Source organism: Nocardia iowensis (assembly GCF_019222765.1).
In the GTDB taxonomy this organism is placed as follows: Bacteria; Actinomycetota; Actinomycetes; order Mycobacteriales; family Mycobacteriaceae; genus Nocardia; species Nocardia iowensis.
Map to the genome: position 1 here is coordinate 2,179,064 of NZ_CP078145.1, position 12,911 is coordinate 2,191,974.

The following is a 12,911-nucleotide window of genomic DNA, read 5'->3' on the forward strand; positions in this document are numbered from 1 at the left end:
TCCTGGGAAAGCCAGTCCTATGCAGCCGTAATATCGAGGCGATGACTGGAACGGTGAATGCGACGCAGGAACTGGCGGCTTTCTTGCGCGCCCGGCGCGAACGTCTCACACCCGGCGACGTCGGCCTGCCGCCGCGCAGGCAGGCGCGGCGCACGCCAGGGCTGCGGCGCGAAGAGGTCGCGGAGCTGGCCGGTGTGAGCACCGACTACGTCGTCCGGCTGGAACAGGGGCGTGGACTGCGGCCGTCCGCGGACGTGTTGGAGGCCCTGTCCCGGGCGCTGCGACTGACCGCCGACGAGCGCGCCTACCTGTTCGACCTGGCCCAGCAGCGGCCGCCGAACCCCGGGAAACCGAGCACGGTGCCCGCGCCCGCGCTGGCCATGCTGGTGCGTGATCTCTCGCCGCTACCGGCGATGCTCGTCAATCATCGCTACGACATCCTGGCCTGGAACCAGGAGATGGCGCGGCTGATCGTCGACTTCGACACGCTGCCGCCGCAGCAGCGCAACACTATGTGGCTGTGCCTGATGGAGCCGAGCATGCGCGACTTCTACGTCGAGCGGGAACGCATCATCCGGGAGGGTATCGCGGATCTGCGGGCGGCCTGGGCGGCGCATCCGGACGATCAGGCGCTCGGCGACCTGATCGCGGAGTTCACGGCGCACAGCGCGGAGTTCGCGCAGGGTTGGGCTCGACACGATGTCAGGGTGCAGGGCCGCGGCGCCAAACCGCTGCGGCACCCGGTGGTCGGTCGGCTGGTGGTCGATTACGAGGTGCTGATGCCGGTGCAGGATCCCGATCAGCGCGTCATCATCTATCGCGCGGCCGATGCGGAGTCCCAGACGGCGCTGGACCGGCTGGCCGCCGATCCGGCACCGTCGTCGTGGCTTATTCCACCGAGCTGAGTACCAGCTCCTCGTCCTCTTCGGCCTCGTCGTACCGGCCGTCCCACTCGTCGTAGACGGGTACTTCTTCGTCCCTCGTGACAACCCACTCCAACGAGTACGTGCCCTCATCGTCGATGGGAACCATCACGTTCTCGATCTTCACCCCGATGCCCAGGACCTCGGCGGCCCGGATCACGTCGGGCAGATCCTCGCCACGGACCACGGTCTGATTGGCGTAAACGGTAACCATGCGCCGAATGGTAGCTGGAACCACCGACAGGCTGTGGGCCGATCCAGAATCCCCGGAGATGAACACTCGGCGCGGCCCGGTCTAGCGGGGGGCACGACAAAAGCCGCCGTGGTCGTCGAGGCCACGGCGGCTGCGTCAAAGAATGCGGTACCGAATCGGTACCGGAAATCAGATCTTGTTCAGAGCCAGCGCGAGCGCGGACTTCTTGTTGGCGGCCTGGTTGGCGTGGATGACGCCCTTCGAGGCAGCCTTGTCGAGCTTGCGGCTCGCGAACTGGAGCTGCGCGGCGGCCTTCTCTTTGTCGCCGGCCGCGGCGGCTTCCCGGAAGCTGCGGATCGCGGTGCGCAGCGCGGACTTGACCGACTGGTTACGCTTACGCGCTTCCTCGTTGGTACGGATCCGCTTCAACTGGGACTTGATGTTGGCCACGCCTGTTTCCTCGTGTTCCTGTCGCTGAGTGGTATGTGCTGGAAAAGTTCCTACGCGTGCGTCGCACCCTGAGTGAACGGGTAACGCAACGCCGAAGGTCGAGGATACCAGCCGCCGCTCGGCGCACGAAATCAGCACCTGGCCGCCGGGCAGGGAGACACGCTGCGGAGATCGTTGTCGGCGGTAGATCGGGCGCGTAGCGTTCGAACCGCAGCACCCTGTGCACAAGTCTTGCGGCAGTGACGGGTAAACACGCGGAGAGGCGGGCTGGCAGATGTCTCCAACGGCTCAAGAAGTTGTCGAAGAGGTCGCCGAGTACGGGCCGATCTCCGACGCCAAGAGATGGGGTGCGGAGGCGCTCGGCACGTTCGTCCTGGTGATCGGCGGCGTCGGTACGGCGGTGCTGGCGGGCGAGCGGGTCGGTGCGCTGGGGGTTGCGCTCGCCTTCGGGCTCACGCTGTTGTTCCTCGTCTACGCGATCGGGCCGATCTCGGGCTGTCACGTCAATCCGGCGGTGACGGTCGGACATCTGCTGCTCGGCCGGATCGGGGCGGTCACCGCGGTCGGGTATTGGATCGCGCAGCTGATCGGCGGGTTCCTGGCCGGGCTTGTGCTGTTCGCGCTGGCGAAGAACCTGCCGTCCTACGATCGCGCGGTCGACGGGCTCGGCGCGAACGGCTGGGGGCAGCACAGTCCGTCGGCGCAGCGCGGGCCGCTGGGGGAGGTCGTGCTGCAGAACGGATACGGAATGGCGGCGATGATCATCATCGAGGTCATGCTGACCGCGCTGCTGGTTTTCGTGGTGCTCGCCTCGACCGATCAGCTCTCCGATGTCCCGCTGGCCGGTTTGTCGATCGGCGTGACGCTGGCGGTCATCCATCTGATCTCGATCCCGGTGGACAACACGTCGGTCAACCCGGCGCGCAGCCTCGGCGTCGCGCCCTACCAGGACGGTGCGATGGCCCAGGTCTGGGCGTTCGTGGTGTTCCCGCTGATCGGTGGCGCGCTCGGTGCGCTGGTGTACGGGCTGCTGTTCGGACGGTCCCGCAACATGCTCTCTTGAGTTGACTAGGACAGGCCCACCGGCAGCACGGCGATGTCGGTGGGCCTGTTGCTATTCGGCCGGGTTCGGAATCGCGTTGCAGGTCAAGGCGATCAGCGCGGGGAGCGGGAACAGCAGCAGGAACAGGTTGGGGATCCACCAGGTGAGGCTGAAATCGCCGCGCAGCGCCCAGAAAGCGATCGCTTGGAGCCCGGCGGTGCTGGTCAGCGTGAGCGAAATGGTCATCAGTACCCGCCAGCCGTTGGTGCGGCACAGGCTGGCCAGGCCGGTGGCGCTGGCCGCGAGATCGAGCACGACGAACGAGAAGTTCCAGTCGCTCAGAATCGGATTCGCGTAGTCCTTGTAAGCCAACTCCGGCGGGATGACCTGGGCGAAGGCAATCGCCCAATACACCAGGAAGCCGATATCGGTGACCAGCATGGCGAGCTTGGTCGGGCCCAGGACGCGATTCAACACGGGTAGAACCGTATTCGACTCAGTGCCAGGCGTATTCGGCGCACAAGCGGTGGGCGACAAGGTCGAATGTCTTGCGCGCCAAGATGGCTCCTTCGCGCCGAATCCCGGCTTCCGGCACATCCAGGACACGGTCCAGCCGAACCCAGCTCGGCCTGCCCTCGGGATCCCAACTGCCGCTGCCGATGCCGACCCAATTCGGGTCGTACGCCCGCTCCGCCTTCGATGACAGCATCAATCCGAGCAGTGTCCGGCGATCCCGCCCGACCACCAGCACCGGCCGATCCTTGCCATTGCTCGGATCGTCCTCGAACGGCACCCAGGTCCACACGACCTCCCCCGGATCGGCCCGCCCGTCCAACTGCGGCGAATACACGATCTGGCGCGCCCGCTCGGCCGTCGGCACCGGAGTCGACGCCGTCGGCCGCACCTTTACCGCCGGCGTCCGCCGCTGCGCCAACGACCCGACCAGCCGTTCCACCAACTTCGGTCCCTGCTGCTTGACAATCCTGGGACCCTGCTCCTTAGCGATAAGTCCGAGCTGCTTGCCGAGAGAGTTCCACCTTCGGGCCATGTTCGAAATATAACGGCGCCCCGCCCTCTTCTCACCCGCGCCGCGAGTGGCTGTGGTACTGCGAATGTGCTGATCTGGGGCCGCTATCGCAGTTCTCGACGGTGAAAATGCCAGCGTGCCGGGCTTGGGTGGCACCGCTGGGGAAAGCTTCGTACTGCTCATGGGACGATAGACGGCAGTTTGCCGATACCCATGAGGAGTGGAGTGCCCGCCAGCTTCGCCGACACCACGTTCACCGATCCGTCACGGATCCGGAACTTCTGCATCATCGCGCACATCGATCACGGCAAGTCGACGCTGGCCGATCGGATGCTGCAACTGACCGGCGTGGTCGAAGAGCGGCAGATGCGCGCCCAATATCTGGACCGGATGGACATCGAGCGTGAGCGCGGCATCACTATCAAGGCGCAGAACGTGCGGCTGCCGTGGCAGGTCGACGGCACCGACTACGTGCTGCATCTGATCGATACGCCGGGTCACGTCGACTTCACCTACGAGGTGTCGCGCGCACTGGAAGCCTGTGAGGGCGCGGTGTTGCTGGTCGACGCGGCGCAGGGCATCGAGGCGCAGACGCTGGCCAACCTGTACTTGGCGCTGGACAAGGATCTGACGATCATCCCGGTGCTCAACAAGATCGACCTGCCTGCCGCCGACCCGGACCGCTACGCGGGCGAGATCGCGCACATCATCGGCTGCGAACCCGACGACGTGCTCCGGGTCTCCGGCAAGACCGGTGTCGGCGTGAGCGAGTTGCTCGACGAGGTGATCAAGACGGTGCCCGCCCCCGTCGGTGACCCCGACGCGCCGGCTCGGGCGATGATCTTCGACTCGGTCTACGACACCTACCGTGGCGTGGTCACCTATGTCCGCGTGGTGGACGGCAAGCTCACCCCGCGCGAGAAGATCAAGATGATGTCCACCGGCGCCACCCACGAAATGCTGGAGATCGGCATCGTCTCGCCCGAACCCAAACCCACCCAGGGTCTTGGCGTCGGCGAGGTCGGCTATCTGATCACCGGCGTGAAGGACGTGCGCCAGTCGAAGGTCGGTGACACGGTGACCGCCGCGCGCAACGGCGCCTCCGAACCGCTCACCGGTTACCGGGAACCCCGCCCGATGGTCTACTCCGGCCTCTACCCGGTCGACGGCTCCGACTACCCGGATCTGCGCGACGCACTGGAAAAGCTTCAGCTCAACGATGCCGCCCTGACCTACGAGCCGGAAACCTCGGTGGCCCTCGGCTTCGGCTTCCGTTGCGGCTTCCTCGGCCTGCTGCACATGGAGATCACCCGCGAGCGGCTGCAACGCGAGTTCGACCTCGACCTGATCTCCACCGCACCCAACGTGGTCTACACCGTAGAGATGGAGGACGGCAGCAAGCACGTCGTCACCAATCCCTCGTACTGGCCGGAGGGCAAGGTCCGGCACGTGTACGAGCCGGTGGTGAAGTGCACCGTCATCTCGCCGAGCGAGTTCATCGGCTCGATCATGGAGCTGTGTCAGGGCCGCCGCGGTGAGCTCGGTGGCATGGACTACCTGTCCGAGACCCGCGTCGAACTGCGCTACACCATGCCGATGGCGGAGATCATCTTCGACTTCTTCGACTCGCTGAAGTCGCGCACCCGCGGCTACGCCAGCCTCGACTACGAAGAGTCCGGCGTGCAGGACTCGGCGCTGGTGAAGGTCGATATCCTGCTGCAGGGCGAGGCGGTGGACGCGTTCAGCGCGATCGTGCACAAGGACGCCGCCCAGGCCTACGGCAACAAGATGACCACCAAGCTGCGCGAGCTCATCCCGCGGCAGCAGTTCGAGGTGCCCATCCAGGCCGCCATCGGCTCGAAAATCATTGCCCGCGAGAACATTCGCGCCATCCGCAAGGACGTGCTCGCCAAGTGCTACGGCGGCGACATCAGCCGTAAGCGCAAACTGCTGGAGAAGCAGAAGGAAGGCAAGAAGCGGATGAAGACCATCGGACGGGTGGATGTTCCGCAGGAGGCGTTCGTCGCGGCGCTGTCCTCGGACGCGGCGTCGGACAAGCCGAAGGGGAAGTAGTAGTAGTGTCGGCCGCACACTGATCGCGAAGGAGTTCGGTCATGTCGCTGCCTACTTGGGCCACCGACCCGTCCAGTCTGGTGGTCACCGAGGAGCAGTACGAGGCTCTGCCAGCGGAGGTGTGCCGGACGATCGAGGTCGTCGACGGTCGGGTCGTGTTCTGTGAGTCTCCGACGCCTCCCGCATCGAGGTTCGCTTGTGGTGGATCTACCCGAGGGGATGAAGGTCAGCATCTCGTTCGAGGACCTCGAACGGATCTGAGGGCGGGCCAGTCCAGTGGATAGGCCATGACAGTGGGTCAGGTGCTTGCCGTGATACGCACGCGCAGGCGGGTGCCGCCTAGTGGGCTGTGATCGAGTTCGGCTGTGCCGGAATGCAATTCGGCTTGTTGACGGACCAGGGCCAGGCCGAGGCCCGAGCCGGGGGAGCCGGGGCCTTTGCTGAAGCGGTCGAAAGCGTTGGGGCGCACGGTATCCGGGACGCCTCGACCGTTGTCATCGATGAGGATTTCGATGGTGTGGTCGGCAGCGGGATGGACCGTGACGGTGACCGTGTCCGCGTGACCGTGCTCGACGGCATTCGCGACCGCGTTGGTGACGATCAGCATGAGCCCGCCGGGCAGGCCGGTCACCGTGATCGGGTCGCATTCGGCGAGGTCGATGCGGACGTCGGGGTGTCGGCGCTGTGCGTCTTGTACTGCGCGGTCGAGGGTTTCGCAGAGGTCGAAGGGTTCGAACGCGTCGGGTTCGGTGAGTTCGCCGACGGCGAGACGCTCCAGATCGGTGAGGGTGTTCTCGATCTGCTGCTCGGCGAAGAGCACCTCGGTGAGGATGGCGCCGCGCTGTTCGGCGGGAATTTCCTTGGTGGCCAGCACTTGTAGATCGGTACGCAGCGCGGTGAGCGGGGTGCGCAGCTCGTGGGCGCAGACGGCGGCGAAATCGCGAGCGCTGGTGAGGGCGTGGTTGGTGGCGCGGTGCGCGGCCTCCAACCGGGCCAGCATGCGGGTGATGGCGTCGGACAGTTCCTCCGCCTCCCTGGCGCCGCGGCCGGACAGCGGCGGCAGCTCTTCGAGGGTGTCGATGCCGTGGGTGGCGGCGGCCAGCCTGCGCAGCGGTCGCGCGGCGTAACCGGCCAGGAACCAGCCGAGCACGGCGGCGATCAGCGCACCGGCCACGCCGATCCCGAGACCGATCAACTGGCTGCGGTGGATGGCGGAGGCGACCACATCGCGGTTCGGGTCCAGCGCCACCAGCACGCCGGGCAGACCGTCGACCCGGGTCACGGCCACGTCGCTGGGCATGCCGGGCGCGAGTGCGCTCTCCTCGGGTATGTCGGTCATGTATCCGGGTGCATCGGGTGGTCGAGTCGGCGCGGGTGCTTCGGTCTCCCGAGTCGGCGCGGACGCCCGATCCGGCGCGGGCGCCTGACCCGGCGCGGGTGCCGCCGGGGGCGGTGGGGCGGGCGGCGGCGGAACCGTCTCCGCCGGAACACCTTTCAATGGCGGCGCGACCCGCACCGCCATCGAGGAGACGGTCTCGTCCAGCTGCCGCTCGCCGGTCGCGTTCAGCAACGCGGCGAAGGTAATGGTCAGGGTGAGCGCGACCAGCGCGGCGACCACGCCGGAGACCAGCGCCACCCGGGTACGCAGCGACGGTGAACGTTTCACGGCTGCTCCCGCAGGACGAATCCGACACCGCGCACGGTGTGCACCACCCGCGGCGCGCCGGGCGCCTCCAGTTTGCGGCGCAGGTACGAGACGAAGACATCCACCACATTGGTGTCGGTGGCGAAGTCGTAACCCCATACCGCGGAAAGGATCTGCTCACGGCCGAGCACGATGCCCGGGTGGTCGGCGAGCAAGGCGAGCACCTCGAATTCTCGTTTGGTGAGGTCGACCGGTGTGCCCGCGGCCAGTACCCGGTGCCCGGCCAGGTCGATCTGCACCTGTCCGATCCGTACCTGCGCGCCCGCTCGTTCCGGAGTATTGACCCGGCGGCGCAGCAGCGCCCGCAGCCGGGCGACCAACTCGCCCAGGTCGAAGGGCTTGGTGAGGTAGTCGTCGGCGCCGCGTTCGAGGCAGGCGATCCGGTCGGTCACCGCGCTACGCGCGCTGAGCACGCAGATCGGTATGTCGTTGCCCATCGCGCGCAACGCGGTGACCACGCCTTCACCGTCGAGGGTCGGCATGTTCACGTCCAACACCATGGCGTCGGGCGTCGCGGAGCGAACCATCGCCAGCGCTTCGGCGCCGTCGCCCGCGGTGACCACCTCGAAATCGGAAAGTTCCAGCCCGCGTCGTAGCGACGCGAGCACGCGAACCTCGTCGTCCACGACCAAGATCCGGTGTCCGGTCATGGATCAACATTAGTCCCGGCCGGTCAGCGGACGCTGGCGGCGACGCACGCGTGCTCGAGCGGGACCGCGGGCACGGCACCGGGCGGCAGCTCGCGCTCGATGGTCACCCACGCACCGCCGTCATCGGCGGGCGTGATCACCACGGGTCCGGTCGGGTCGATCTCGTGGCACAGGACAGGTTCGCCGGGCGCGACCGGCGCGGCAGGTGCGCCGGGGGCGACCGGTGGGGCGGGTACGCCGGGGACGACCGGCGCGGCAGGTGCGCCGGGGACGACCGGCGGGGCAGGTACGCCGGGAGCGACCGGGTCGACCTGGATGATCCCGGGACCGGGCGGCGGCGGCATCGGCGGCCCCGGCAGCGCCGAGGCGGAACCCGCCATTCCCGCGACCACGGCGGCGGTGAGTGCGGTGCCGCTGAGCACGGCCGCGACGCGAGCGCCGCGGCGTCCGATGAGTGCCGTCATGAGGGGTGTCTCCTTCAGATCGATGCTGCCGGCCGGTCGGCCCGACGAAATCGACGGTAGGGAAAGGATCTTCACCACTCGTTGAGCAATCGTTAGAGAACTCTTAGGGTCTCGTGACCGCTGTGCCGCCAAGGTGTGGAAGCGGCAGTATCGGACCTGGTCATCGAGCATATTTGAGGCGATGTCCAGTTGGGTAAGGCCACCAGAAATAGGGCTTCCGTTCTGATTTTGGGAGTGGCAAGGTTGTCTTGCTCGCCCTCGCCGGATTCTCTACAGTCCTGAAGAATGTGACAGTCGGGTATTCCCGAAATAGTGTTAGGTGATCTTCACTCGGTCCGGCCGGCGGTGAGGATGGCTGCTGGAACCCCCGAGATGGAGCTTCGATGACGCGTGACCTGCCCTTCGATGACGACGCCACCGAGGCAGCCGAGCGCGCGGGTGACACCGCCTATCGGGTGGCCACGGGTGTCGCGCGGGTCGCGCGGGCGGGCGCGTACGTCACCGGCGGTGCCCTGGTCGCCGCGTACGACGGCGGCGGCACCCCCGAACATCCGGGCTCGTCCCGCTTGGACAGCTGGAACGCGGGTTGGGCGAACACCAGCGACCCCGATTCCGACACTCCTTCCCCGGTGATCACGTTTCCGGACCCGGTCGTGGAACCCGCACCGGTGAACTCACCGCATTCGGCCAACTCGCCCGTCGCACACGGCAACTCCGGGTTCAACCTGCCCGGCACCGGCGGCGGCGCGAACCTTCCGCTGCCGTCCCTTGGCGACGAATACAACGGCACCGACGCCGGCTTCCCGCTGCCAGGCAGCGACTCCGGCCAGCACGGCATGGAGCTGCCGAGCCTGCCCGGCGGCGGGACCGGCCAGCAGGGCATGCAGCTGCCCGGACTGTCCGGCGCACCAAGCGGGATCGGTGCTACGCCCGAATCCAGCGGACTGCCGCTGCCGGGAACGCCCAACCACGCGCCCTCGAACGGCCTCGACCTGCCCGGTGGCAACGGTTTCGGCCTGCCCGGCCACGGGCTCGGACAAGCCGGGCACGGTTTCGGCCTGCCGGGTGCGAACGGTTTTGTCGCGCCGGGTCTGCCCGGTTCGAATCCCGCTGCCGCCGCGTCCCCATCGGCCGGCGGCCCGTTCGATGGAGTCGGCGACGGTGGTGATCCCCTCGGGATCTTCGTCGGAACGCAGTGGTCCGTGGACTTCGGCGTCGGACCGCATGGCATCTACTTCAATTCCGAGATGAAGGTCGATCTCGGCGCCGGTCACGTCGGCGACCAGCTCGACCAGTTCACCGACTGGCTCGGCAGCGGCCTGCACGTGCCGGACGGCAGCGGCCGATCGGTGACCGACCCGACCGTGACCAGCCACGGCACCCCCGGCGTCGTCGGCGGGCTCACCACCCCTGGCTCGTCCACGCACCAGTCGAATCAGTCCGGTCATTCCAGCCATTCGACGGTGCCCACCGCCACCACGCAGCCGGTCCCGCAGCCGCTCGCCGCGCCCGCGCCGATCATGTCGACGGCGCCCGCGCCGGTGGCGGCCGCCGCGGCGGCACCCGTTGTCGCGGTGGCGCCGGTGGCGAGCGCCCCGCAGCCGGTGGTGGCCACCCCGCTGCAGACCACGATCCAGCCGGACGCCGCGACCACGCCGATCGCGAACGTGATCGGGGCACCGGAGGGTCCGTCGGTGCTCACCGTGCCCGCCGCCGCCACGCCCGCGCTGTTCGATCAGGCGCGGCCGACACCGGTGGTGAAGCCCACACCGGCGATCGAGCCGCATTCCTCGGAAGTCACGATCACGACGCCGAACACGCCGACCACCATCACCAAGACCGTCCCGGTCCCGGTGGTGCCGAGCGATGTCACCGCGCCGAGCGTCCCGAAGACGCCGGACCTCGGCACGAAGATTCCGGGCGTCCCCACCACACCGCACGGTGGCATCAGCACCGGGCCGGACGTGCCGACCACCAAGACGCCCGGTGCCACCGGAACACACCCGACGCAGGTGCCGACCACCGACCCGGATGGCGACGTGACCACTCCCGGCACGGGAACGGGCAACGGCGGCGCGACCGGCGGCGTCACCACCCAGCCGACCGTGCCGACCCGAGAGGTGCCGACGGTCACCCAGCCGGAGCCGACCGTGTCCGTGCCGACCCATGACGTGCCGACCGCCGTCCCGACGCACAACGCGCCGGTGCCGACGCACGACCTGCCGCCGACGTTCCACGCCCCGTCGCCCACCCAGGCACCGGTGCCGACGTACAAGCCGCCGGTGATGGACCCGAAGCCGCACGCCATCGCCGATCCGATCAACAGCACGCACATGGTCGCCGCGACCGCGCAGCCGGTCACCGACTACACGGCGTACACCGATCACTCGACGCTCGCCGCCGCCTCGGGCAGCGGTCTGTCCGGTGGGTTGATGCCCGAGTCGATGATGAGCGAGACCCACCACGCGACACCGGGCGGCTGGGACATACCGTTGGTGTAAGCGGATCTCTGTGGGAGGGGATGAGCGGGGGCATCCATGTCGATCGAAAGCAAACCAGCGTAAGGAGGAGGGTTGTCTGCCGCAGCCGGGCTGAAGGCCGCCACGGTGAAACACCCGGACGCGATGGCGCCGCTCATCCGGATTCTCGACGAATTGTGGGAGATGACCCGATCAGCGGGCCGGAACGATCTCGGCAGCCGTCTGAGCATGGTCCGGGCCAGGGTGAGTGACCCCCGGGTTCGTCTCGTCGTCGTCGGTGAACCGAAGAACGGGATGAGCACGCTGGTCAACAGCCTGGTCGGGGCCTCGGTCAGTGCGACCGCGAGCGACTTGAGTGTGCCCGTCATCGTCGAGTACGGCCCGGAACCGACCGCGACCCTGGTGCGTTCGGTCGATGGCCGCACCGAGCGGCAGTCGGTGGACCCGCTCGACCCCGGCCCCGCCATTTCCGGTTTCGGCGTGATCCGCGCCGAGTTCACCCAGCCGAGCCCGCTGCTCGCCGACGGTGTCGTGGTGATGGACGCGCCGGGCGCGCACGGGGCCGACAACCCCATTACCTGGTCGATGGTCGCCGCCGCCGACGCCGTGCTCTACGTCGGTGACGCCGCGGCGGAACTCACCGCGGAGCAGATCGCCTATCTGCAACGTATCCAGCAGATCTGCCCGACCGTCATCTGCGTGCTCAACAAGATCGACCAGTACCCGCATTGGTCGCACACCCAGCAGCGCAACCGGGAGCTGCTCGACGCGGCCGGTCTCGGCTTCGCGGTGGCGCCGGTGTCCGCGGAACTGCACCGGCAGGCCGGGCTGTCCGGCAACTATCAGCGCGACATCGAATCCGGTGTCCCGCAACTGATCGACCATCTGCGCGACTACGTGGTCGCCCGCGCCGACACGGTCGCGGTGGATGCCGCGGTACAGGACATCCGGCTGGTCAGCGACCATCTCGCGTTGACGCTGCGCAACGAGGCCGAGTCGCTGCGCGACCCGCGGCGCCGGGCCGAGATCACCGACCAGCTGGTCCGGGCCCGCGACGGCGCCGAGCAACTGCGCCAGCGCACGGCGAACTGGCAGGTCACCCTGGTCGACGGCAGCACTGAGCTGATGGCCGACATCGAGCACGACCTGCGTCATCGACTGCGCAATCTGGTGCGTGACGCCGAGGCCGAGATCACCAAGACCGATCCGGCGCGCCGCTGGAAGGAATTCGGTACCGACCTCGACGCCAGGATCTGTGAGGCGGTCGAGGAGAACTTCGTGATGGCGCACTATCGCTCCGTCGAACTCTCCGAGCAGGTGGCCTCGAAGTTCCTCGCGGACAACCGCGCCGCGCCGCTGCCCGATCTGCGCCTGGACAAGCCCGGTGAGGTACTCGAACCGGTACAGCCGCTCGAGCCGTTGGAAAGCGCGAAAGCCAGTGTGACGCAGCAGTTCCTGTCCGCGTTGCGCGGCTCCTACGGCGGCATCCTGATGGTCGGTCTGGCCACCAGCCTGCTCGGCATGTCGCTGGTGAACTGGTACTCGGCCGGTGCGGGCGTGCTGCTCGGCGTCAACGCCCTGTGGGATGACCGCAAGGCCCGCAAGGCCCGCCGCCGCGCCGAGGCGAAGGTCGCGGTGGCTCGGCTGATGGACGACGTCATCTTCCAGGTGAGCAAGGAATCGCGAAATCGGTTGCGGGCCATGCAGCGAGTGCTGCGCGACCACTTCACCGAGATCGCGACCGACGTCTCCCGGCAGGCGGACGAGGCGCTGCGCCTGGCCGAGGCCGCCTTCGAGAAATACGGCGATCACAGCGGGGACCGGATCGCCGACCTGGACGGGCAACTCGGCAAGCTGCGCGGCCTGCGCGAGCAGGCCGACAGTCTGGCCGCCTGACGAAAACC

12 protein-coding genes are annotated in these 12,911 nt (G+C 67.9%); 5 read left to right on the forward strand and 7 right to left on the reverse strand.

Going from position 1 to position 12,911, the window contains the following annotated elements; all coding sequences use genetic code 11:
- Nucleotides 1-41: 41 nt before the first annotated feature.
- On the forward strand, nucleotides 42-905 hold the full coding sequence (locus KV110_RS09880) for a helix-turn-helix domain-containing protein (RefSeq protein WP_218475318.1): 864 nt from the start codon (nucleotides 42-44) through the stop codon (nucleotides 903-905).
- Here the strand turns inward: KV110_RS09880 and KV110_RS09885 are convergent.
- On the reverse strand, nucleotides 889-1,137 hold the full coding sequence (locus tag KV110_RS09885; RefSeq protein WP_218475320.1) for a hypothetical protein: 249 nt from the start codon (nucleotides 1,135-1,137) through the stop codon (nucleotides 889-891). The genes KV110_RS09880 and KV110_RS09885 overlap by 17 nt on opposite strands.
- A gap of 168 nt (nucleotides 1,138-1,305) precedes the next feature.
- Nucleotides 1,306-1,566 (reverse strand): 30S ribosomal protein S20, encoded by a 261-nt coding sequence (gene rpsT / locus KV110_RS09890; RefSeq protein ID WP_069167823.1) that lies wholly within the window; start codon nucleotides 1,564-1,566, stop codon nucleotides 1,306-1,308.
- Nucleotides 1,567-1,840: 274 nt separating this feature from the next.
- Between rpsT and KV110_RS09895 the strand changes: the two genes are divergently transcribed.
- The gene (locus tag KV110_RS09895) at nucleotides 1,841-2,629 is read left to right on the forward strand and encodes an aquaporin (RefSeq protein WP_218475321.1); all 789 of its coding nucleotides are present in this window, start codon (nucleotides 1,841-1,843) and stop codon (nucleotides 2,627-2,629) included.
- Nucleotides 2,630-2,680: 51 nt separating this feature from the next.
- On the opposite strand, the gene KV110_RS09900 is transcribed toward KV110_RS09895, so the two are convergent.
- Complete coding sequence (locus tag KV110_RS09900; protein WP_218475323.1) at nucleotides 2,681-3,085, reverse strand: DUF5360 family protein; 405 nt, start codon at nucleotides 3,083-3,085, stop codon at nucleotides 2,681-2,683.
- Nucleotides 3,086-3,104: 19 nt separating this feature from the next.
- Nucleotides 3,105-3,656: a type II toxin-antitoxin system PemK/MazF family toxin gene (locus KV110_RS09905; protein WP_218475325.1), complete on the reverse strand. Its 552-nt coding sequence runs from the start codon at nucleotides 3,654-3,656 to the stop codon at nucleotides 3,105-3,107.
- A gap of 192 nt (nucleotides 3,657-3,848) precedes the next feature.
- Between KV110_RS09905 and lepA the strand changes: the two genes are divergently transcribed.
- Nucleotides 3,849-5,708 (forward strand): translation elongation factor 4, encoded by a 1,860-nt coding sequence (gene lepA, locus KV110_RS09910; protein ID WP_218475327.1) that lies wholly within the window; start codon nucleotides 3,849-3,851, stop codon nucleotides 5,706-5,708.
- A gap of 298 nt (nucleotides 5,709-6,006) precedes the next feature.
- Here the strand turns inward: lepA and KV110_RS09915 are convergent, their stop codons facing one another.
- Genes KV110_RS09915 through KV110_RS09925 form a run of 3 tightly spaced genes read right to left on the reverse strand, consistent with a single transcriptional unit; the run spans nucleotide 6,007 to nucleotide 8,527 of the window.
- Nucleotides 6,007-7,374, reverse strand: a complete 1,368-nt coding sequence (locus tag KV110_RS09915) for a sensor histidine kinase (RefSeq protein WP_218475348.1) — start codon at nucleotides 7,372-7,374, stop codon at nucleotides 6,007-6,009.
- Complete coding sequence (locus tag KV110_RS09920) at nucleotides 7,371-8,063, reverse strand: response regulator transcription factor (RefSeq protein WP_218475349.1); 693 nt, start codon at nucleotides 8,061-8,063, stop codon at nucleotides 7,371-7,373. The genes KV110_RS09915 and KV110_RS09920 overlap by 4 nt, the downstream gene beginning before the upstream one ends.
- A 23-nt stretch (nucleotides 8,064-8,086) precedes the next feature.
- On the reverse strand, nucleotides 8,087-8,527 hold the full coding sequence (locus KV110_RS09925) for a hypothetical protein (protein WP_218475351.1): 441 nt from the start codon (nucleotides 8,525-8,527) through the stop codon (nucleotides 8,087-8,089).
- A gap of 383 nt (nucleotides 8,528-8,910) precedes the next feature.
- On the opposite strand from KV110_RS09925, the gene KV110_RS09930 reads away from it, so the two are divergent.
- Complete coding sequence (locus KV110_RS09930; protein WP_218475352.1) at nucleotides 8,911-11,028, forward strand: hypothetical protein; 2,118 nt, start codon at nucleotides 8,911-8,913, stop codon at nucleotides 11,026-11,028.
- Between the two features lie 72 nt (nucleotides 11,029-11,100).
- Nucleotides 11,101-12,903, forward strand: coding sequence for a P-loop NTPase family protein (locus tag KV110_RS09935; protein WP_218475354.1), 1,803 nt, complete (start codon nucleotides 11,101-11,103; stop codon nucleotides 12,901-12,903).
- Nucleotides 12,904-12,911 lie beyond the last annotated feature (8 nt).

Bases quoted from the DNA above. Each gene is read 5' to 3' on its own strand.
- KV110_RS09885 (WP_218475320.1), bottom strand. From the start codon at position 1,137: ATGGTTACCGTTTACGCCAATCAGACCGTGGTCCGTGGCGAGGATCTG.
- lepA (WP_218475327.1), top strand. From the start codon at position 3,849: ATGAGGAGTGGAGTGCCCGCCAGCTTCGCCGACACCACGTTCACCGAT.
- KV110_RS09930 (WP_218475352.1), top strand. From the start codon at position 8,911: ATGACGCGTGACCTGCCCTTCGATGACGACGCCACCGAGGCAGCCGAG.
- KV110_RS09920 (WP_218475349.1), bottom strand. From the start codon at position 8,063: ATGACCGGACACCGGATCTTGGTCGTGGACGACGAGGTTCGCGTGCTC.
- KV110_RS09880 (WP_218475318.1), top strand. From the start codon at position 42: ATGACTGGAACGGTGAATGCGACGCAGGAACTGGCGGCTTTCTTGCGC.
- KV110_RS09925 (WP_218475351.1), bottom strand. From the start codon at position 8,527: ATGACGGCACTCATCGGACGCCGCGGCGCTCGCGTCGCGGCCGTGCTC.
- KV110_RS09905 (WP_218475325.1), bottom strand. From the start codon at position 3,656: ATGGCCCGAAGGTGGAACTCTCTCGGCAAGCAGCTCGGACTTATCGCT.
- KV110_RS09895 (WP_218475321.1), top strand. From the start codon at position 1,841: ATGTCTCCAACGGCTCAAGAAGTTGTCGAAGAGGTCGCCGAGTACGGG.